This is a genomic window from Streptomyces sp. NPDC048481 (assembly GCF_043200075.1).
Classification (GTDB): domain Bacteria; phylum Actinomycetota; class Actinomycetes; order Streptomycetales; family Streptomycetaceae; genus Streptomyces.
This window is the reverse complement of sequence record NZ_JBICXC010000003.1, coordinates 716,264-736,426: the sequence shown is the minus strand read 5'-3', so window position 1 is coordinate 736,426 and position 20,163 is coordinate 716,264. Positions and strand designations below refer to the sequence as shown.

Genomic DNA, 20,163 nt, shown 5'->3' with positions numbered 1-20,163 from the left:
AATCCCGCCAACCGGAAGAATGCCCCTTAACGCTTGGGATGCGGCGAACTACGCTGGGTTTACGAATGCCGCATGGTTATGCCAGCGCGGCAGCCGTCTGTGTCGAGGGGTGGCGCAATGTCCAGGGAGCAACGCGGGCCGAACGAGAAACTCGGCGCCGTTCTCGCCCTCGCGGGAATCAGCAACGCAGGACTCGCGCGACGCGTCAACGACCTCGGCGCCCAGCGCGGGTTGACGCTTCGCTACGACAAGACGTCCGTGGCGCGCTGGGTGTCGAAGGGCATGGTGCCGCAGGGCGCCGCGCCCCACCTCATCGCGGCCGCCATCGGCCAGAAGCTCGGCCGTCCGGTGCCGCTCCACGAGATCGGCCTGGCGGACGCGGATCCCGCGCCCGAAGTGGGCCTCGCCTTCCCCAGGGACGTCGGCCAGGCCGTGCGCTCCGCCACCGACCTCTACCGCCTCGACCTCGCGGGCCGCCGGGCCGGCTCCGGAGGCATCTGGCAGTCACTGGCCGGATCGTTCGCAGTAAGCGCGTACGCCACGCCCGCGTCACGGTGGCTGATAACCCCGGCCGACAGTTCGGTGGCCCGCGACGTCCACCACGTGGAGGAGTCCGGCGCACCGCTCAAAGTCGGCCACAGCGACGTGCAGAAGCTGCGGGAGGCCGCCGAGGACGCCAGGCGCTGGGACTCCAAGTACGGGGGCGGCGACTGGCGTTCGTCCATGGTCCCGGAGTGCCTGCGCGTGGAGGCGGCCCCGTTGCTGCTCGGCTCCTACTCCGACGAGGTGGGCCGCGCGCTGTTCGGGGCGAGCGCCGAACTGACCCGGCTGGCGGGGTGGATGGCCTTCGACACCGGCCAGCAGGAGGCCGCCCAGCGGTACTACATCCAGGCGCTGCGGCTGGCCCGCGCGGCGGCGGACGTCCCCCTCGGGGGCTATGTGCTGGCGTCCATGTCGTTGCAGGCCACCTACCGCGGCTTCGGCGACGAGGGCGTCGACCTCGCCCAGGCCGCCCTGGAACGCAACAGGGGGCTGGCCACCGCGCGCACCATGAGCTTCTTCCGGCTGGTCGAGGCACGCGCCCACGCGCGCGCCGGGGACGCGCACGCCGCCGGCGCGGCGCTCAAGGCCTCCGAAGGCTGGCTGGAGCGCTCCCGTGAGGGCGACCACGACCCGTCCTGGCTCGGCTTCTACTCCTACGACCGCTTCGCCGCCGACGCCGCCGAGTGCTACCGCGACCTGAAGGCGCCGCGCCAGGTCCGCAGGTTCACCGAGCAGGCGCTGTCGCGGCCTACGGAGGAGTTCGTGCGGTCGCACGGGTTACGGCTCGTGGTCTCGGCGGTCGCCGAGCTGGAGTCGGGCAACCTGGACGCGGCCTGCGAGCAGGGGGTGCGGGCGGTGGAGGTCGCCGGGCGCATCTCGTCCGCGCGGACCACGGAGTACGTCAAGGACCTGCTGCACCGGCTGGAGCCCTACGGCGACGAGCCGCGCGTGGTGGAGCTGCGGGAGCGGGCCCGTCCGCTCCTCATGACCCCGGCGTGAGCCGCTGCGGGCCGCACGGAGGCCGGCGCCGGAGGGCGGCGGACCGGCCCGCGCCCGCGGATCGCGGGAGGCCCCGCCCCGGCGGGCCGCGCGCAGGCCCGCCACGGGGTTTGAAGGCCATGTCAGTGGCGCAGTGCACTATCGATGCCGGGAGGTGGTGTGCACGTGGCGAAGACCGCTCACGACTGTGACGTGCTCGTGGTCGGCGGGGGCATCGTCGGGCTGTCGACGGCGTACGCGATCACGCGGGCCGCGCCCGGCACGCGGGTGATGGTGCTGGAGAAGGAGCCGGGAGCCGCCCGGCACCAGACAGGGCGCAACAGCGGCGTCATCCACAGCGGGATCTACTACCGGCCCGGCTCGCTCAAGGCCCGGTACGCGGTGCGGGGCGCCGCCGAGATGACGAAGTTCTGCGCGGAGTACGGCATCCCGCACGCCGTGACCGGCAAGCTCATCGTCGCCACGGAGCGCGAGGAGCTGCCCCGGCTGCACGCGCTGGCGCAGCGCGGCCGGGAGAACGGGATCCCGGTGCGGGAACTGGGCGCCGCCCAGATCGCGGAGTACGAGCCCGAGGTGCGCGGGCTCGCCGCGCTGCACGTGGGCACCACCGGGATCTGCGACTACTCGGCCGTGGCACAGCAGCTGGGCGCGGCGTCCGGGGCGGAGATCCGCTACGGCGCGCAGGTCGTGCGCATCGACCGGCGGCCCGAGCGCGGGGTGGCCGTGCTCACCGCGCGCGGGGACGTCGTACGGGGCCGGGTCCTGGTGAACTGCGCCGGTCTGTACTGCGACGAGATCGCCCGGCTGACGGGTGACGAGCCCGAGGTGCGGATCGTGCCGTTCCGGGGTGAGTACTACGAGCTGACCCGGCCCGGCCTGGTGCGCGGACTGGTCTACCCGGTGCCCGATCCCGCCTTCCCCTTCCTCGGGGTGCATCTGACCAGGGGCATCGACGGCGGTGTGCACGTCGGCCCCAATGCCGTGCCGGCGCTGGCCCGCGAGGGTTACGGGTGGGGCGTCGTACGGCCGCGGGAGGCCATGGGGACGGCGGCCTGGCCCGGGGTGTGGCGGATGGGCCGCCGGCACTGGCGCTACGGGCTGGGCGAGCTGCGGCGGTCGGTGTCCAAGGCGGCGTTCGTCGACGCGGTGCGCCGGCTGCTGCCGGCGGTCGAGGAGGACGACCTGGTGCGGACGGCGGCCGGCGTGCGCGCGCAGGCCGTGCTCCGCAACGGCGGTCTGGTCGACGACTTCCTCATCCGGGAGGGCCGCCGGGCCGTCCACGTGCTGAACGCCCCCTCCCCGGCGGCGACGGCCTCGCTGCCCATCGGCCGGGAGGTGGCCCGCAGAGCACTGCTCGCCCTGAACGGCACATGAGCCGCGACAGGCGCCGTCGCCGCGCCGCCAGGTCGCGCACCGCCCCGTCGTGCGCACCGCCCGGCCGTGCGCACCGCCCTGCTCGCCCGGACCGGCCCGCCCGAGCGCGCGGCCGGCAGGCCCCGGTGACCCACAGGGCCCGCTCGCCCCGCGCGAGGCGCGTGACGCGCTCGGTGCGCGGGACGCACTCGCGCGCGGGGCGGCCCCGCACCCCGGCGGCTCCGCGCCGCAGCCACTCGCCCCGCCCCCGTAAAATCGTCCCCACTGTGTCTGATTCCGTGAACACCCCCGCAGCCCCTCAGCCCTCCCCCGGCGACGAGCACCACCACCCGGGTGAGTCCGTCCGGCACACCCGCGCCAAGGGGGAGCCCCGCTTCCCCGACGGGCCGAAGGCCGACCCCGCCGGGTCGCACTTCGAGCGGCGGATCCGCAGCTTCCAGCCCCGCCGCAGCCGGGTGACGGCCGGGCAGGCGGACGCGCTGCAACGGCTGTGGGCCAAGTGGGGGCTGGACATCGACGGGCACCCCGTCGACCTCGCCGCCCTGTTCGGCGCGGGCGACCGACCGGTCGTGCTGGAGATCGGCTTCGGCATGGGCGAGGCGACCGCGCAGATGGCGGCCGCCGATCCGGGGACCGACATCCTCGCCGTGGACGTGCACACGCCCGGCCAGGGCAATCTGCTCAACCTCGCGGACCATCACGGACTCACCAACATCCGGGTCGCCAACGGCGACGCGATCATCCTGCTGCGCGAGATGCTGCCGGAGGACTCGCTCGACGGGCTGCGCGTCTACTTCCCCGACCCCTGGCCCAAGAAGCGCCACCACAAGCGGCGTCTCATCCAGCCGGAGTTCCTCGACCTGGCCGCGACGCGGCTCAGGCCGGGCGCGATCGTGCACTGCGCCACGGACTGGGAACCGTACGCGGAACAGATGCTCGAGGTGCTCACCGCGCACCCCGCCTTCGAGAACACCCGGCCCGAGGGCGGATTCGCGCCCCGGCCCGAGTTCCGTCCGCTCACCCGTTTCGAGGGCCAGGGGCTGGACAAGGGTCACGTGGTGAACGATCTGCTCTTCCGTCGCGTACAGCATCGCGTCCGGGCCGGGGACCGCTGACCGGTCAAGGGCCGCCGACCGACCGCCCCCGCACCACAGTCCCCTCCCTCGTTAGGGTCGATGCCGTGGCCATCAGTCCGTTTCCGCCCTACCCGCCGCATCCGCCCGGCGGAGCCCCCGAGGACGGTGTGCTCAGGCACGCGCACTGGTGGCAGCGCAGGTGGGTGCGGTACGGCGCGCTGATCACCCTGCTCACCCTGTCCGGGCTGGTGATCCTCGCCCTGGTGCGCGAACAGACCGGGACCGAGGGCTTCCTCGTGGGACTGGGCCTCGCGGTGCTGCCCGTGCCGCTGCTCGTCGCCGCGTTCCGCTGGCTCGACCGGGTCGAGCCGGGCCCCTGGCGGAACCTGGTCTTCGCCTTCGCCTGGGGCGCGTGCGCGGCGGCGCTGATAGCCATCGTCGCCAACAGCTTCGCCACCCGGTGGATAGCCACCGCCACGGCCGATCCGTCCGGCGCGGACACGCTCGGGGCGACCGTCATAGCGCCGATCGTCGAGGAGTCCGCCAAAGCGGCGGCCGTGCTGCTCGTGTTCCTCTTCCGCAGACGGGACTTCACCGGCGTCGTCGACGGAGTCGTCATAGCCGGGACCACCGCCACCGGCTTCGCGTTCACCGAGAACATCCTCTACCTGGGCACCGCCTTCGGCACCGACCAGCTCACGGGCGACACCGGCATCGCCTCCGTCACCGCCGCGACCTTCTTCGTCCGCGTCATCATGTCGCCGTTCGCGCACCCCCTGTTCACCGTGCTCACCGGGCTCGGCTTCGGCGTCGCCGCGCAGTCCGGGGCCCGCCGGCACGTACGGCGCGTGCTGCTCCCGCTGGGCGGACTGCTGCTCGCGATGGGCATGCACGCCCTGTGGAACGGCTCCTCCACGTTCGGCGAGTTCGGGTTCTTCGCGGTGTACGCGGCGTTCATGCTGCCCGCGCTCGGGCTGCTGACCTGGCTGGTGGTGTGGACCCGGCAGCGGGAGCTGCGCACCGTGCGCGAGGAGCTGCCCGCCTACGCGGCCGCCGGCTGGCTCGCACCGGCGGAGCCGTTCGCCCTCGGCTCGATGCGGGCCCGGCGGCTGGCCAGGGAACACGCGGGCCGCCATCTGGGCAAGGCGGCGGCACGGGAGGTCGCCAGGTACGAGGCGTACGCGACGTCGCTCGCGTTCCTGCGGCACCGGGGCCGGCGCGGGCGCGCCGACGCGGACTTCGTGGTCCGGGAGCGGGAGCTGCTGAACGAGCTGTGGCGGCGCAAGGACATCGCCCGGCCCGCGCTGGACCACGCGGCCCGCATGACGGCTCCTGCGGTGCCGGTGGCTGCGCCGCCCTGGCCGGTGTACGGGGCCTACGGGTACGGTCCGGGCCCCGGTCCGCTCCAGCCGTACGGCCAGGCCGCCGGCCCCGGACCGGGCTACGGGTACGGCTACGGGTATCCGCCGGGCGCGGGCTACGCGGGCCCGTCCGGCCCGGCCGGTCCGCCCCCCGGCCACGGCGGCCCCGGCCACCCCGCGGGCCCGAGCCCCTTCCCCTACCCGTACCGCTAGAGCACGGGCGCGAGCCGACGCCTGCTTCGGACCGAAGCCGCTTCACCGCAGCCCCTCAGCCCGAGGGCCGGGCCGGCCGCGACCCGCAGGGTCCCGGATCAGCCCGCAGGATCCCGGATCAGGCCGAGGCCCGCGTCAGCGCGTCGAGTTCCGTGGTCGTCAGTTCCAGGTCCGCCAGTGCCAGCAGCGCGGGCAGCTGCTCGGCCGTGCGGGCGGAGGCGATCGGCGCGGCCACCGTCGGCTGCGCGGCGAGCCAGGCCAGGGCGACCGTGGCGACCTCGGCGTCGTGGGCCGCGGCGACCTCGTCCAGGGCGCTCAGGACCCGGCGTCCCCGCTCCGTGTCGAGGTACTTGGCGGCGCCGCCGGAACGGGCGCTCCGCACGGTCGTGCCGGGCCGGTACTTGCCGGTGAGGAAGCCGGAGGCCAGCGCGTAGTACGGGACGGCGGCGAGGCCGAAGCGGGCGGCGACGTCCTGGAGGCGGCCCTCGTACGTGTCGCGCGAGACCAGGTTGTAGTGGGGCTGGAGGACGACGTACCGGGCCAGACCCTCGCGGTCGGAGAACTCCAGGGACTCCTGGAGGCGCTCGGGAGAGATGTTGGAGGCGGCGATGTGCCGCACCTTGCCCGCCCGCACCAGCTCGTCGAGCGCGCCGACGATCTCCTCGACCGGCACCTCGGTCTTGTCGAAGTGCGTGTAGTAGAGGTCGATGCGGTCGGTGCCCAGCCGACGGAGCGAGGCGTCGGCTGCGGCCTTGATGTTGTCGGCGGACAGGCCGGGGAACTCGGGGTGCTGGCTCACCTTGGTGGCGATGACCACGTCGTCGCGGTTGCCCCGCGCCTTCACCCACCTGCCGATGACGGTCTCCGACTCACCGCCCGAGTTGCCGTCGGCCCAGGCCGAGTAGGAGTCGGCGGTGTCGACGAAGTTGCCGCCCGCGGCCGCGTAGGCGTCGAGCACGGCGAAGGAGGCCGTCTCGTCCGCGGTCCAGCCGAAGACGTTGCCGCCGAGGGCGAGCGGGAAGACCTCGAGGTCGGAGGAGCCGAGAGTGCGCAGAACAGTCATGGTTCAACTCAACGGCCACGACGGCCGCGCCCATTCCGCCCGCACCGCGAACAACATGTGAACAACGGCACCGCACCCGGTACCCCAGGGCCTGCCCGGCGCGGCTTCCGGGGTGTCCACGACGGCGTCCCCCGCCGCGTGCTCCAGGGCGTCCTGCGGGACGTCCCCGACGGACGCCCCAGGGGGTGTCTCAGGGGTTGAGGCCCTTGCCGCGCAGCCAGGCCGCCGGGTCGATGCCGGTGGGGTTGCCGTCCGGGTGCACCTCGAGGTGGAGGTGGGCGCCGGTGACGTTGCCGGTCGCGCCCACGCGGCCGATCACGTCACCGGTGGCCACTTTCTGGCCGACGCTGACGTTGATCGACGACTGGTGGCAGAACCACAGCTCGGTGCCGTCGTCCAGAGTGAGGATGGTGCGGTAGCCGTAGGAACCGGCCCAGCCCGCCTCGGTGACGGTGCCGCTGTGGACGGCCTTGATGAGGGTGCCGGTGGGCGCGGCGAAGTCCAGACCGGTGTGGTAGCCGGAGGACCAGAGGGAGCCGGCCTGTCCGAAGGTCGAGGTGATCGTGTAGGAGGAGGTCGGCAGCGTGTACTGCTTGGCCAGTTCGGCGAGGCGCGCGGCCTCGGCCTTCTCGGCGGCTTCCTCGGCGGCCTTCTTCTTCGCGGCGGCGGCCTTGGCCCGCGCTTCCTTCTCGGCCTTGGCGACGGCGTCGGCCTCGGCCTTCTTCGCGGCGGCCGCCGCCTTGACCTCGTACTGGGTGTGCTGCGACTCGACCTGCGCCATGATCCGGCTGCGCAGGGCCTCGCCCGCGTCGGCGGCGCCGCTGTCGTAGGTGTCGGCGGCGGTCTCGGACCCGAAGGCGGTCAGGGCGGACGCGGTCTGCGGGGCGGGTTCGTCGTCGGAGATGAGGGAGCCGACGTTCGGCAGGTCCGGTATCGAGATGGAGACCGGGGCCTTGCCGGTGTTGGCGCTGGCCATCCCGCCCGCGCTGACCGCGGCTATGACGCCGACGCCGAGGACGGTGGAGCTGCGGGCGAACCCGCCGCCGCGCTGCTTGGCCACCCGGTGCTTGCCCCGGACCGGGCGGACGGAGTCCGCGGTGGGGTTCCACTCCTCCCAGGGGCCCTCGTCGGTGCGGTAGTCGCCGTAGCCGAAGGAGTCGGCGGACCGCTGGCTCGGCGCGTACGGGGCCTCGGGGGCAGGCGGGTTGGACGCCACGCGGGCGCGCTCCTTTCCTTCCGTCGCCTACCGGGTTAGCTGACGGGTTCGGAGCGGGAAGGTCTCCTACGCGCGTATACCGGCCGTGGACTCTACGAGTTCACGACGGCTTCCGCGTGATTCACCCCAAGGTGGTGGTTCCCCGGTTCCCTTGCGGGATTCGGCGCGTGCGCACGGAGCCGGCTCTGGTGCCGGCTGGGACGGCCGCGCTGCGTTATCGAACGTTAATAGACCCGGGGGTGGGTTTCCAAGCTCTTCTGCTTGATCAACAACATTTCCGACCTGGACTTTCAGGCCATCAGCGGCCGAAAACGGGCGAGTTGACCCCGTCCTCGTACGCCCCCGTGGCCACAGGCGTTCTGACGGCGACTCAGCGCCCGCGCACAGGGCGGCCGTACGCTCACGGACCGTGAGGGGAAGCTCGGGGGGGGAACGCACCGAGGGCCGGAACCCTTTCGGATTCCGGCCCTCGGCCTTCAGTAGCGGGGACAGGATTTGAACCTGCGACCTCTGGGTTATGAGCCCAGCGAGCTACCGAGCTGCTCCACCCCGCGTCGTTGTGACTCCAGTCTACGCTACTTCCGGGGCCCCGATGACCACGCTCCCCGGACGCCTGGCACCAGGACGCCTCGCACCCGGACGCCTCACACCAGGTGCCGGTTGGGGGCCTTCGCCCGCTCCTCGTACTCCGGCAGGAGGAGGACGTCGACGCCCGCGGCCGTCAGCAGACCGGCGCCGTCCGCCTCGGTCACGAAGGTGTCCGGTTCCCGCCAGGCCGTGACCACCCGGCGCACGCCCGCGTCGAGGATGAGCCGGGCGCAGGGGGCGGGGCGGGAGGAGCGGCGGGCGCAGGGTTCGAGGCTGCTGTAGACGGTGGCCGTGCGCAGGCGCGGGTCGGCGGGGCCGATCTTGGCGAGGGCGGCCTCCTCGGCGTGCGCGAGCGGGTCGCCGGCCTCGCGGGAGTGCCCGCGGGCGAGTTCCGTCCCGTCGGCGGCGACGATCACCGCGCCGACGCTGAACGCCGTGTCCGAGGGCGGGCACTGGGCGGCCAGCTCGCAGGCCAGGGCGAGCCAGTGCCGGTCGGCCGCGGCGGCGAGCGGTCCGGCGCCGGGGGCGGTGGGCTCGTAGCGGTGCAGGACGACGTCCTCGATGCGCCGGGTCTCCACCAGGCGCAGGCGTCCGCCCTGGTAGCCGCCGGGTCCGAAGAGGCGGGGCGCGTCCGGGTCGCCCACGAACAGCGGGGCGAGGACGAGCTGGAGTTCGTCGGCCAGCCCTTGCCGGAGCAGCTGGGTGTGGACGGTTCCGCCGCCTTCGACCATGAGGCGTCGCACGCCGAGTTCGTCGTGGAGGTGGGTGAGGAGGCGGCGCCAGTCCAGGTCGGGACCGAGCGGGACGACGTCGGCGGCGATGCCGAGCGCGCGGGCCCGTTCGGCGCCCTTGTCCGTCGTGTACAGGGCCTTCGCGCCGCCCGTGTGCCAGAAGTTCGCGTCGGGGTCCAGGTCGCCGGAGCCGCTGACGGTGACCTTGAGGGGGTACGGCGGCCGTCCGGCGGCGACGCGGGCGGCGCGGCGCTCGGGGGAGTTCACGAGGAGCCGGGGGTTGTCGGCGCGGATCGTGCCGGCGCCGATCAGGATGGCGTCCACGGAGGCCCGTACGGCGTCGACGCGGTCGAAGTCGGCGGGGCTCGAGAGCAGCAGCCGCTCGGGGCCGGTGTCGTCCAGGTAGCCGTCGAGGGAGACGGCGGCGGACAGCAGGACGTACGGGTACGGCATCTACGTGCTCCCGGGCTGGTGTCTTCCGACGGCGATCTTGGTTCAAGTTTGAAACAAACCTACACTGGGGGCATGACGACCCGCTGGCTCACCCCCGAGGAGCAGCGCGCCTGGCGCGCGTACGTTGCCGGCTACCTCCTGCTGGAGGACGCGATCGACCGGCAGCTCCAGCAGGACGCGGGCATGCCCCATCCGTACTACTCCATCCTCGCCAACCTCTCCGAGACCCCGGAGCGGCGGCTGCGGATGACCGACCTCGCGGAGCGGCTGAAGATCACCCGCAGCCGGCTGACCTACGCGGTGTCCCGGCTGGAGAAGGACGGACTGGTGCGGCGCGAGGAGTGCCGGTGGGACAAGCGCGGCAGCGTCGCGGCGCTGACCGACGAGGGCATGGCGGTGCTGCGGGACGCGGCCCCCGGCCATGTCGCGACCGTCCGGGCCGCCCTGTTCGACCGGCTCACCCCCGAGCAGGTGGGGCAGCTGGAGGAGATCTTCACGCAGATCGCCCGGGGGTTCCAGGGCGACGGGGAGAACGAGGGGGCGCCCGAGGACCTCCCCTGGCGCCGGCGTTCGACGCCCTGCTCCGGGACGCAGTGAGCCCCGTCACCCGCTAGTTGCTTCAAATTTCAAGCATGAGGTAGGGTCACCTCTCGTCGGATGTGCTTCAAATCTGAAGCAGTAGCCGGCACGGCACCACCGCGCCACCACGTCATTCGCCCCCGGACCCGGGAGACCCGCATGCCCGACACCCCCGCCGCCACCCCGCGCGCCCGCGTCCGGGTTCCGCTGCGCTTCCACGACGGCTACTCGGTCGACGCCGAACTCGTCACCTTCCACGGGCTGACCGACGGCCTGGAGCACGTCGCCGTCGTGCTCGGCGAACCCGCGCCGGGCGCCACCCCGCTGGTCCGGCTGCACTCCGAATGCCTCACCGGCGACGCGTTCGGCTCCGCCCGCTGCGACTGCGGACCGCAGCTGCGCGAGGCGGTCGAGCGCATAGCCGTGACGGGCGGGGTGCTGCTCTACCTCCGCCAGGAGGGCCGCGGCATCGGCCTCTACAACAAGCTCGACGCGTACGCCCTCCAGGACCAGGGCCTGGACACCTACGCCGCGAACGCGGCCCTCGGCCTGCCCGAGGACGACCGCGACTACACGGCCGCCGCCCAGATGCTGCGCGCCCTCGGCATCACCGGCCTGGACCTGCTGTCCAACAACCCCGACAAGGCGGAGCAGTTGCGGGGCCTGGGCATCGAGGTCCACGACCGCGTGCCCACCGGCGTGTTCACCACCCCGCACAACGTGCGCTACCTGCGCGCGAAGGTCCTCCAGACCCAGCACACTCTGCCGCTGGCCTCCCTCACCGGCCTCAGCGCGGTCTGACGCCTCCCGCCTCCGGCGCGGGCAGGCGCGAACCCCGGGACTCCGCGACGCGCAGGGCGTCGGCCAGGCACTCCGCGAGCCGCAGACCGGCGTACCGCACCTCGGTGTACGGCGACGCGGGGTCGTCCAGCAGCGGGCGGGCGAGGCCGAGCACCTCGACGGCCGTGGCGAGCTGCGCGGCCTCCAGCTCGTCGGCGAGCCGGGACAGGCGGCTGCCCTGGTCGTCGGTCACCAGGCAACAGGGCTTGCCGTCGGGGACGACCAGGGCAACAGCCGCGGGGGCGAGGAGGACGCCGGCTTCGTCACGCGGCCACCTCCTGCGCGCCGATCAGGCGACGACGCTGCTGAAACGCGGTTTCCCGGTCGTGCGCGGCGAGATAGGGGCGCACGAGAGCGGAGTCCGCGCCGTCGAGTGAGCCCACGAGCCCGTACGGCGACCGGTGGAGAGGGAGCTGCGCAGCCACAGGGGCCGGGTCGTGCCATACGGCGGTGAAGTGCAGGCAGACCCGGGCCCGCTGACGCTGCGTGCGACGCCGTTTCCCGGTGCCGGGGCGCGAGAAGAAGACGCGTCCCTTCGAGGGTGCGACGGATAAGGTCGTGCATGTCGACGCTCCTTGAGGCGTTGGCCACGCCCCGGGAGGTCTTGCTCACCTCGCCGGGGTCCTGTCATTTCGACCATACCGGTAACTGCGTCCCCCTGCACCCCACTGAGCGACACTGCGTCCCACCGCGTCGGGACGCGTGCCAACTCTGCGTCAAGCGTTGGGCTGCGGCACGGTGGGAGGATGAGTGAGCTTCCGCGCTACGAGTACGTGAAACTCGCCGACGCCATCGCGGCGGACATCGCGGTCGGCAAGTTGCCGCAGGGGGCCGCCCTGCCGGGCGAGCGAGCCATGACGGACCTGCACGGCGTGAGCATCGGCACCGTGCGTCGTGCCATCGTCGAACTCCGCAAGCGTGGGCTGGTCGCTACGCTGCCCGCGAAGGGGACGTACGTCATCGGCACGCCACAGCCGTCCGGCGACGACCCCGAAGAGCGCGAACCGGACGCCTGACGGCACCGGCGGCGGGCGGGTCCGCCCCGGCACGCGCGACTGACCGTCATCGGAGTCGAGTCCGCAGCAGACGGGCCGTCCGGTCCGCCTCGTCGGCCGTCACCCACTCCGTCTCCGGCCGCCGGAGCAACTCGAAGACTCCCGGCCCACGGTGTTCCGGCGGCAGGTCCGCCATGCGCGGGACGATGTGGAAGTGGACGTGCGCGAAGCCCTCGGCTTCGGCGAACTGGACGACGTACGTCTTGGCGCACCCCGTCGTCTCGCGGAGCGCCCGGGAGAGCCTGACCTGCCACGTTCCCAGGGTGGACGCCTCGGCGTCGGTGAGGTCGTGGACCGCGGCGACGTGCCGCCGGGGCAGCAGCACCAGCCAGCCGGGGACCGCCGTGCCGAGGGCGTGGGCCACCCGCCAGTGCCGGTCGTGCGCGATGCGCTCGCGGGGAGGAAGGTCGCCGAACTCTTCTTCCTTGCGGCAGGCGTAGCAGTCGGAAGCCGTCATGGGCCGAGAGCGTAGGGCCGTCGGGCTGTCGCCTGCCCGGAGCGGACGGTGCGACGGCGCCCGAGTCGGTGAAGGCCGGCTCGGGCGCCGTTTCGCGGGCCGGAGGGGAAACCCCTCTTCCGCACCGGTAGGCCGTGTGGGACTCGAACCCACAACCAATGGATTAAAAGTCCACTGCTCTGCCAATTGAGCTAACGGCCCAGGCGATGGTGCGCGATGTTGCCTCCCCGAGCATAGCCGGACGCGGCCGGGTCTCCGATCGGGTATCGGGGACACGGCCGCGTCGAAGGACGGGAAGCGACCAGGAAGGGTCACAGATCGGGCAGTTCCACGGGCGCGGCGGCCCGTGACGCCTCCCTGGCGAGGGTCTTCTCGTGCGCGGGGTCGAGGAACCACTTCCGCGCCGAGACCTGCCACCACCCGCCCGCGAAGCCCAGGACGACGAGGACGGCGACCGGGGCGTAGTTGAAGGTCTCCCAGGTGACCGGGGAGACCTGCGGCAGCATGAACAGGACGGTGATGACGGCCACCCAGCCGACGGCCACCACGCCGACGGCACGGGACCAGCGGCCCAGGTGCCAGGGCCCGCGCTCGAACGCCTCGCCCTTGCGCAGGCGCAGCAGCGTCGGGATGACGTAGGCGATGTAGAGGCCGATGACGGCGATGGAGGTGACGGCCGCGTACGCGGTCACGTTGATCAGGTACGGCAGTCCGAGCAGCAGCGCGCCGCCGGCCGCCAGCCAGACCGCCGCGACGGGCGTGCGGGTGCGGGGGCTGACCGTGTGCCAGATGTGGGAGAACGGCAGTGCGCCGTCCCGGGAGAACGCGTAGATCATGCGGCTGTTGGCGGTGACCGACGCCATGCCGCAGAACAGCTGGGCGCCGATGACGACGAGCAGCAGCAGCTTGCCGGCGGTCGCGCCGAGGGCGTCGAGCAGGATCTGCGCGGGGGGCGCGCCGGTCGGGGAGCCGAGCGCGGCGTCGTAGGACTGGATGGCGTACGTGAAGCCGAGCAGGAGGACGAAGCCGGCGATCCACGAGGTCCAGATGGAGCGCACGATGCCCTTGGGGCCGGCCGTGGACGCGTCGTGCGTCTCCTCCGTCATGTGGGCGGAGGCGTCGTAGCCGGTGAACGTGTACTGGGCCATGAGCAGACCGAGCAGGACGACGTAGACGCCGCTGCCCCAGCCCGTGTTGTTGACGAACTCGCCGAACACGAAGGACGTCGACTGGTGGGTGTCGGGGACGAAGGCCAGCGCGCCGACGATGACGCCGACGCCGAGCACGTGCCACCACACGCTCACGCTGTTGAGGAGCGCGACGATCCGCACCCCGAAGGTGTTCAGCAGGCCGTGCAGCACCAGGATGGCCGCGAAGAGCAGCACCGTGCGGCCCGGCGTCACCTCGAAGCCGAACTGAAGGTTCAGGTACGCGCCGAGGAAGGACGCGGCGCCGAAGTCGATGCCGGCGGTCACCGCGACCTGGCCCAGCACGTTGAACCAGCCCGTGAACCAGGCCCAGGCCGCGGCCGATCGCGGGGGTGCGAGCCGGTGGGCCCAGAAGTACAGGCCGGCCGAGGTCGGGTAGGCCGAGCAGATCTCGGCCATGGCGAGGCCCACGAAGAGCGTCATCAGGCCGACGGCGACCCAGCCCCAGGTGATCACCGCCGGGCCGCCGGTGTTCATCCCGAACAGGTACAGCGTCAGGCAGCCCGACAGGACCGAGATGATCGTGAAGGAGACCGCGTAGTTGGAGAACGCCGACATGCGGCGGGCGAGGACCTGGGTGTAGCCGAGCTCGGCCAGCCGCTGTTCGTCCGAGAGACTCCCGGTGGACCGCTGACCCGGTGTGCCGTCATCTGTCATGCCCCCAGCAATTCCCCTCCCGAAGGCGTGACACACGTCACAACTTGGCCAGAAACCGCCCACGGCGGCGGAGGGAGGCGGCACGGGAACGCGAGAACGCCGTGGCCCCCACCGGTGTTCGGTGGGGGCCACGGCGTTCACGTCACTCGGGCGACTCGGCGTCAGCCGTTGCGCTTCCAGCGCGGCTTGTCGTCACGACGACCGGTCGTGCCGGAGCCGGTGCCGGTGCCGCGGTGGTCGTCACGGCGGCCGTACGGGCGCTCGTGGCCGCCGGACCGGAAGCCCGGACGGTCGTCACGGCGGTCACGGTTGAACGGACGGTCGCTGCCCCGGTGGCCACCGCGCTCGTCCCGGCGGAAGCCGCCGCGGTCGCCGCGGCTGTCGTCACGGCGCTCGAACGAGCGGCCGCCACGGTCGTCACGGTTGAAACCACCGCGGTCGCCGCGGCTGTTGTCGCGGTCGCGGTTGAAGCCCCCGCGCTCGCCGCGGTTGTCGTCACGGCGCTCGAAGGAACGGCCGCCACGGTCGTCGCGGTTGAACGAACGGCCACCGCGGTCGTCGCGGTCGCGGTTGAAACCGCGGCTGTTGTCGCGGTCGCGGTTGAAGCCGCCGCGGTCGTCACGGTTGAAACCGCCCCGGTCACCGCGGCTGTCGTCACGGCGCTCGAAGGAACGGCCGCCACGGTCGTCACGACGGTCGTCACGGCGGAACCCGCCGCGGTCGCCGTCACGGCGGTCGCGGTTGAAGCCACCACGGTCGTCACGGTTGAAACCGCCCCGGTCACCGCGGCTGTCGTCACGGCGCTCGAAGGAACGGCCGCCACGGTCGTCACGGCGCTCGTAGTTGCCCCGCTCGTCACGGCGCTGACGCGGCTGCTCGTACGCGGGACGCTCGGCCGGCTGCTCGGGGGCCACGGCGGCCTGGACCGGCGCCTCGGCAACGGCGTCCTGCTCCACGACCGTCTCGACGGCCGCGGCGACGGCCGCCTGCGGGTCCTCGCCGCGCTCACGCGCCGCACGGGCCACCAGACGGTCGGCCTCCTCGCGCAGCTCGGTCGCCCGGCGCTGCGCGCGCTCCAGCTCCCTGGTCAGCTCGGAGACCTCGCGCTCGGCCTGCTGCGCCGCGTTGCCCGCGGACTCGGCCTGGACCTCCGTCATCGAGCGGGCGCCGGTGATCTCGGCGACCTCCGGGTCGAAGGCGGCGCCGCCCTGGATGATGTGCCGTCCGGCGTCGACGCCCGCGTCCTCCATCAGACGGAAGATCTGACGGCGCTGGTGCGGAAGCGACAGGGAGACGACGGTGCCGGTGCGGCCGGCGCGCGCCGTGCGGCCCGCGCGGTGCAGGTAGTCCTTGTGGTCGCCGGCCGGGTCCACGTTCAGGACCAGGTCGATGCCGTCCACGTGGATGCCGCGGGCGGCGACGTCGGTGGCGACGAGCGCGTTGACGTAGCCGTCCTTGAAGTCGGCCAGCGTGCGGGTGCGCGCACCCTGGGTCATGCCGCCGTGCAGCGCGTCGGCCTTCACGCCGGACTCGCGCAGCTGCTCGGCGATCCGGTCCGCGCCGAGCTGGGTGCGGACGAAGATGATGGTGCGGCCCTTGCGGGAGGCGATCGCGGCGGTGACCGGCGCCTTGTCCTTGGGCTTCACGATCAGGATGTGGTGCGACATGGTCGTGACGTTGCCCTGGGCGCTGTCGACCTCGTGGGTGACCGGGTTGCTCAGGTAGCGCTTGACCAGCGTGGAGATCTCGTTCTCCATCGTGGCGGAGAACAGCATCCGCTGGCCGCCGGCCGGGATCTGGTCGAGCAGCTCGGTGACCTCGGGCAGGAAGCCCAGGTCCGACATCTGGTCGGCCTCGTCGAGGACGGCGATCCGCACGTTCTCCAGGGAGCAGGCGCCGCGGTTGATGATGTCGCGCAGCCGGCCCGGGGTGGCGACGAGGACGTCGACGCCGCGTTCCAGGGCGTAGATCTGGTTGCTCATCGACGTACCGCCGCAGACGACCTTCATCTTCAGGCCGAGGACGTCGCCGTAGGGCTGGAGCGCGTCCGCGACCTGCATCGCCAGCTCACGCGTCGGCGTGAGGATGACGGCGCGCGGCTTGCGCTTCTCGGTGTGCCCGCCGGCCAGCGTGGCCAGGGTGGGCAGACCGAAGGAGAGGGTCTTGCCGGAGCCGGTGCGGCCGCGGCCCAGGATGTCCTTGCCGGCCAGGGCGTCCGGGATGGTCGCGGCCTGGATCGGGAAGGGGCTGGTCACGCCGTTCTGCGCGAGCTTGCGCACGACGCCCTCGGGCAGCCCGAGGTCGGCGAAGGTGAGTTCGGGGGTCTCGGGCTCGGAGGCCTCGGCGGACTCGTCGACGGCCTCGACCGCGGCCTCGACGGCCTCGGCGATCTCAGCGGTCTCGACGGTCTGCGTGACCTCGACGGCCTCGAGGGTGATCGGCTCGTCGTTGTTCTCGGACACGACAGAGTGATCAGTACTGAAAATGGACATGCGAATGCGAAACCTTCCGGAGTCTCCTCGGCACGCGCCCGTCAACTCCGTGTTCGCATTGCATTACGACCGCCTCGATGCGGTCAGCCACGGCAAGGGAGAGTACGCGCCACACGGCGCGCTCTGTGGTGGCGCCGGGCAAATGGGATCAAACGATCTACTACCATACGCACCCTGTCCGGGGAAGGCAAACTCGGCTCATCGTCGCAGCTCAGCAGCCTGCCGCCCGGCCGCGGGGCGCCGTCACCCGGCCGGCAGGCCCGCCTCCGGCGCCGGCTCCCGGTCCGCGAGCTGCGGCACGGTCCCGCCGTCGTCGTGCGCGGACGCCGACGGCTCGGCGACCGTCGGCTCCGCCGACGGCGACGGCGGGTCCGGCGAGGGCACGGGGGGCGCGGGGTCCGGCGAGCGGGTGGGCGCGGCGGTCGGGCCCCCGGCCGGCGCCGACGCCCCCGGCCCGGCCGTCCGGCCCGGCTTCGCCGGTCCCCTCGGGGCCGGCGCGGACCCGCCCGCCGACGGCGACGCGGAGGCGGCCGCCGAGGCGCTCTCCCCCTTCCGGGCGCCCTTGCCGGACCCGTGCTTGCCGTCGCCGCCCGCCGGGCCCATCCCGAGCCCGCCGCCCGCGCCCGCCGAACCCCCCTCGGGCGCCTCACCGGGGTGTCGGCCGGCCGAGTGCGAGGGCCGGGCCCGGCCGCCGTCCTCGTCCCCCACGCTCATACAGCCGGAGGCCGCGGCGACGGCCAGGACCGCCGCGACCAGACGAACGGGTACGTACAAGGGGCGCACGGGCCACCTCCGGGGCAGACGCAAGAGTCGACGTGCCCAACTCCCGCCGCCCGCAAGAGGACACGCGCGGCTCGCGCGCCCCCCGCCGGACGGCTCAGCCGTAGCCGAGCGCGTGCAGGCGCGCGTCGTCGATGCCGAAGTGGTGGGCGATCTCGTGCACCACCGTGACCTCGGTCTCGGCGACGACCTCCTCGCGCGAGGCGCACATCCGCAGCGTCGGCCCCCGGTAGACCGTGATCCGGTCGGGCAGCACCCCGGCGTACCACTCGCCGCGGTCGGTCAGCGGCGTCCCCTCGTACAGCCCGAGCAGCTCGGGATCGTCCGCCGGCGGCTCGTCCTCGACGAACACCGCCACGTTGTCCATCAACCGCGTCAGCTCCGGCGGAATCCGGTCCAGCGCCTCGGCCACCAGTTCCTCGAACTCCTCGCGCGTCATCTCCAGCACAGGCCTCATTGTCCGGCAAGAAGCCGTCCGGGGGAGGGCGCGAACCGACCGCATACCGGTGCCGGGACCGGGGCATAGGGCACCAATGGCCCGTGCCCGTGTCCCCGCCGCAGCCCTGAACCGCCTCAAGCCCGCCCGCCGCAACCCGCCCGCGGACCGCACTCGCCACGTCCCCGAACTCGCCACCCGGCCCAACCCCTGGATCCGCGCCCTCGGACTGACCGCCGTCGTCCTGCTCGGCGCCTGGCTCGGCCTGCTGGTGGTCGGCGACGTGCGCGTCCCCGTCGGTCCCATGGACACGACCATGACCCTGCGGCCGTCCGTCACCGGCGGAACGAAGATCAACGTCTCCCCGCTCGGCGCGCTCACCCTGGACAGCCACCACGCGCCGGTCCGCCTGGACGTCAACGTCGACCAGCTCGACCCGGTCCGCTCCCAGGCCCTCGTCGACCACCCCGAGCGCCTCTCCGGCCTCCAGGACGAGGTCGCCCGCGACGTCGAGCACGGCACCCTCGACCTCGCGGTGCGCTCCTGCGTCGCCGTCGTCACCGGCGCGACCGCGCTCGGGCTCGCCGTCTACCGCCGCCCGCGCCGGGCGCTCGCGGCCGGCGGTCTGGCCCTGACCCTGCTGGCCGCCTCGGGCGCGACCGCGTTCGCCACCTGGAACCCCAACTCGGTGCTGGAACCGAGGTTCTCCGGGCTGCTGTCCTCGGCGCCCTCGCTCGTCGGCAACGCCCGCAGCATCGTCACCGAGTTCGACGTCTACCAGCGGGAACTCGCCCGCCTGGTCACCAACGTGACCAAGCTCTACGACGTCACCTCCACGCTGCCCGCCTACCAGCCGGACCCGACGACCGTCCGCGTCCTGCACGTGTCCGACATCCACCTCAACCCCGCGAGCTGGAAGATCATCGCCTCGCTGGTGGAGCAGTACAAGGTCGACGTGATCGTGGACTCCGGCGACACCATGGACCACGGCACGGCCGCCGAGAACGGCTTCCTGGACCCCATCGCCACGCTGGGCGCGCCGTACGTGTGGGTCAGGGGCAACCACGACTCCCGCATCACCCAGCGCTACCTGGAGGGGATGAAGAACGTGCACGTCCTCGACGACGGCCGCGCGGTCACCGTCGCCGGGGTCCGCTTCGCCGGCATCGGCGACCCCCAGTTCACCCCCGACCGCTCCGGGGCGCCGGGCGCACAGCGGAGCGAGGAGGGGGCGGGCGCCCGTCTGGCGGAGGCGCTGCGCGGGCAGAAGGCGGCCGGCGCGCCGGTCGACGTGGCCCTCGCCCACGAACCCTCCGCCGCCCGCGGCACGGACGGCGAGGTGCCCCTCGTCCTGGCGGGGCACCTCCACCACGAGGGGATGGAGGTCATGAAGAAGGGCACCCGGCTGCGGATCGAGGGCTCCACGGGCGGCAGCGGCCTGCGCGCCGTCGAGGGCAAGTACCCCGACCCCATCCAGGCGTCGATCCTCTACCTCGACCGCGACACCCGCCGGCTCCAGGCCTGGGACGAGATCAAGCTCGGCGGGCTGGGCCTGACGACGGCCGAGGTCAGCCGCCACCTGCCCAAGGAGAACCAGCCGGGCGCCGCCCCGTCGCCGAGCCCCTCCCCCGTCCCGACGGACGGCCCGTCCGCCGGATCACCCGCCGCGTCCGGCACCGGATCGCCCACCGGGTCCCCGGGCGGATCCCCCGGCGGCCCGTCCGCGAGTCCGTCCGCCGGCCCCTTTGGGACCGCCTCCAGGAGGGCCCCGTAAACCGTTTTGGCGATACCCCCCGCCATCCCATATGCTCATGACGTCCCCGACGCGCTGAGAAGCGCCCAGGCGGGCCGATAGCCCTCATCGTCTAGCGGCCTAGGACGCCGCCCTTTCAAGGCGGTAGCACGGGTTCGAATCCCGTTGGGGGCACGCAACACCGTGTGCGACACTGTCGTACACACAGCTTGGTCCTGTGGAGCAGTTTGGAGTGCTCGCCACCCTGTCAAGGTGGAGGCCGCGGGTTCAAATCCCGTCAGGACCGCTG

Annotated in this window: 18 protein-coding genes, 4 tRNA genes and 1 riboswitch; of the genes, 10 read left to right on the top strand and 12 right to left on the bottom strand. The window is 73.0% G+C overall.

Features of this window, described 5'->3' with window-relative positions:
* Positions 1 to 117 precede the first annotated feature (117 nt).
* From ACGFSH_RS14030 to ACGFSH_RS14015, 4 genes are all read left to right on the top strand, one after another.
* Positions 118 to 1,542, top strand: coding sequence for an MFS transporter (locus ACGFSH_RS14030; protein WP_393348062.1), 1,425 nt, complete (start codon positions 118 to 120; stop codon positions 1,540 to 1,542).
* Positions 1,543 to 1,686: 144 nt separating this feature from the next.
* Positions 1,687 to 2,916, top strand: coding sequence for an L-2-hydroxyglutarate oxidase (gene lhgO, locus ACGFSH_RS14025; RefSeq protein ID WP_393348060.1), 1,230 nt, complete (start codon positions 1,687 to 1,689; stop codon positions 2,914 to 2,916).
* Positions 2,917 to 3,182: 266 nt separating this feature from the next.
* Positions 3,183 to 4,031: a tRNA (guanosine(46)-N7)-methyltransferase TrmB gene (gene trmB, locus ACGFSH_RS14020; RefSeq protein WP_393348058.1), complete on the top strand. Its 849-nt coding sequence runs from the start codon at positions 3,183 to 3,185 to the stop codon at positions 4,029 to 4,031.
* A 71-nt stretch (positions 4,032 to 4,102) separates the two neighbouring features.
* Positions 4,103 to 5,566, top strand: a complete 1,464-nt coding sequence (locus tag ACGFSH_RS14015) for a PrsW family intramembrane metalloprotease (protein WP_393348147.1) — start codon at positions 4,103 to 4,105, stop codon at positions 5,564 to 5,566.
* A gap of 118 nt (positions 5,567 to 5,684) precedes the next feature.
* Here ACGFSH_RS14015 and ACGFSH_RS14010 read toward each other — a convergent pair whose 3' ends face one another.
* The 4 genes from ACGFSH_RS14010 to ACGFSH_RS13995 all read right to left on the bottom strand — a co-directional run bounded on the left by ACGFSH_RS14010 (position 5,685) and on the right by ACGFSH_RS13995 (position 9,617).
* Positions 5,685 to 6,629, bottom strand: coding sequence for an aldo/keto reductase (locus tag ACGFSH_RS14010; protein ID WP_393348056.1), 945 nt, complete (start codon positions 6,627 to 6,629; stop codon positions 5,685 to 5,687).
* A gap of 190 nt (positions 6,630 to 6,819) precedes the next feature.
* A complete protein-coding gene (locus tag ACGFSH_RS14005; protein ID WP_393348054.1) occupies positions 6,820 to 7,845 on the bottom strand; it encodes a M23 family metallopeptidase in 1,026 nt (341 codons plus the stop codon).
* A gap of 9 nt (positions 7,846 to 7,854) precedes the next feature.
* Positions 7,855 to 8,021: riboswitch (cyclic di-AMP (ydaO/yuaA leader) on the bottom strand.
* A 304-nt stretch (positions 8,022 to 8,325) separates the two neighbouring features.
* Positions 8,326 to 8,399 (bottom strand) — tRNA-Met (locus tag ACGFSH_RS14000).
* Positions 8,400 to 8,489: 90 nt separating this feature from the next.
* Positions 8,490 to 9,617, bottom strand: coding sequence for a dihydrofolate reductase family protein (locus ACGFSH_RS13995; RefSeq protein ID WP_393348052.1), 1,128 nt, complete (start codon positions 9,615 to 9,617; stop codon positions 8,490 to 8,492).
* A 72-nt stretch (positions 9,618 to 9,689) separates the two neighbouring features.
* On the opposite strand from ACGFSH_RS13995, the gene ACGFSH_RS13990 reads away from it, so the two are divergent.
* Positions 9,690 to 10,214, top strand: coding sequence for a MarR family winged helix-turn-helix transcriptional regulator (locus ACGFSH_RS13990; RefSeq protein WP_393348050.1), 525 nt, complete (start codon positions 9,690 to 9,692; stop codon positions 10,212 to 10,214).
* Positions 10,215 to 10,355: 141 nt separating this feature from the next.
* Positions 10,356 to 10,997: a GTP cyclohydrolase II gene (ribA, locus tag ACGFSH_RS13985; RefSeq protein WP_393348047.1), complete on the top strand. Its 642-nt coding sequence runs from the start codon at positions 10,356 to 10,358 to the stop codon at positions 10,995 to 10,997.
* Here ribA and ACGFSH_RS13980 read toward each other — a convergent pair.
* Both ACGFSH_RS13980 and ACGFSH_RS13975 read right to left on the bottom strand, forming a co-directional pair.
* Entirely contained in the window at positions 10,984 to 11,229 is a 246-nt protein-coding gene (locus ACGFSH_RS13980) for a hypothetical protein (protein WP_393348045.1), read from the bottom strand. The two genes, ribA and ACGFSH_RS13980, sit on opposite strands and share 14 nt — an antisense overlap.
* A 70-nt stretch (positions 11,230 to 11,299) precedes the next feature.
* Positions 11,300 to 11,461, bottom strand: a complete 162-nt coding sequence (locus ACGFSH_RS13975; protein ID WP_393348043.1) for a hypothetical protein — start codon at positions 11,459 to 11,461, stop codon at positions 11,300 to 11,302.
* Between the two features lie 321 nt (positions 11,462 to 11,782).
* Between ACGFSH_RS13975 and ACGFSH_RS13970 the strand changes: the two genes are divergently transcribed.
* Complete coding sequence (locus tag ACGFSH_RS13970; RefSeq protein ID WP_393348041.1) at positions 11,783 to 12,052, top strand: GntR family transcriptional regulator; 270 nt, start codon at positions 11,783 to 11,785, stop codon at positions 12,050 to 12,052.
* Between the two features lie 46 nt (positions 12,053 to 12,098).
* Here the strand turns inward: ACGFSH_RS13970 and ACGFSH_RS13965 are convergent, their stop codons facing one another.
* The 6 genes from ACGFSH_RS13965 to ACGFSH_RS13940 form a co-directional block, all read right to left on the bottom strand.
* Complete coding sequence (locus ACGFSH_RS13965; RefSeq protein ID WP_393348039.1) at positions 12,099 to 12,548, bottom strand: HIT family protein; 450 nt, start codon at positions 12,546 to 12,548, stop codon at positions 12,099 to 12,101.
* 128 nt (positions 12,549 to 12,676) lie between these two features.
* Positions 12,677 to 12,749: transfer RNA gene (locus tag ACGFSH_RS13960), tRNA-Lys, on the bottom strand.
* Between the two features lie 110 nt (positions 12,750 to 12,859).
* Positions 12,860 to 14,413 (bottom strand): amino acid permease, encoded by a 1,554-nt coding sequence (locus ACGFSH_RS13955; RefSeq protein ID WP_393348037.1) that lies wholly within the window; start codon positions 14,411 to 14,413, stop codon positions 12,860 to 12,862.
* A 161-nt stretch (positions 14,414 to 14,574) separates the two neighbouring features.
* The gene (locus ACGFSH_RS13950) at positions 14,575 to 16,905 is read right to left on the bottom strand and encodes a DEAD/DEAH box helicase (RefSeq protein ID WP_393348035.1); all 2,331 of its coding nucleotides are present in this window, start codon (positions 16,903 to 16,905) and stop codon (positions 14,575 to 14,577) included.
* A gap of 243 nt (positions 16,906 to 17,148) precedes the next feature.
* Positions 17,149 to 17,688: a hypothetical protein gene (locus tag ACGFSH_RS13945; RefSeq protein WP_393348033.1), complete on the bottom strand. Its 540-nt coding sequence runs from the start codon at positions 17,686 to 17,688 to the stop codon at positions 17,149 to 17,151.
* Positions 17,689 to 17,782: 94 nt separating this feature from the next.
* On the bottom strand, positions 17,783 to 18,133 hold the full coding sequence (locus ACGFSH_RS13940) for a metallopeptidase family protein (RefSeq protein ID WP_256919038.1): 351 nt from the start codon (positions 18,131 to 18,133) through the stop codon (positions 17,783 to 17,785).
* Between the two features lie 85 nt (positions 18,134 to 18,218).
* Here ACGFSH_RS13940 and ACGFSH_RS13935 point away from each other — a divergent pair, with 85 nt between their 5' ends.
* The 3 genes from ACGFSH_RS13935 to ACGFSH_RS13925 all read left to right on the top strand — a co-directional run bounded on the left by ACGFSH_RS13935 (position 18,219) and on the right by ACGFSH_RS13925 (position 20,160).
* Positions 18,219 to 19,895: a metallophosphoesterase gene (locus ACGFSH_RS13935; protein WP_393348031.1), complete on the top strand. Its 1,677-nt coding sequence runs from the start codon at positions 18,219 to 18,221 to the stop codon at positions 19,893 to 19,895.
* A gap of 80 nt (positions 19,896 to 19,975) precedes the next feature.
* Positions 19,976 to 20,048 (top strand) — tRNA-Glu (locus ACGFSH_RS13930).
* A gap of 37 nt (positions 20,049 to 20,085) precedes the next feature.
* Positions 20,086 to 20,160 (top strand) — tRNA-Asp (locus tag ACGFSH_RS13925).
* The last annotated feature ends 3 nt before the right edge of the window (positions 20,161 to 20,163 follow it).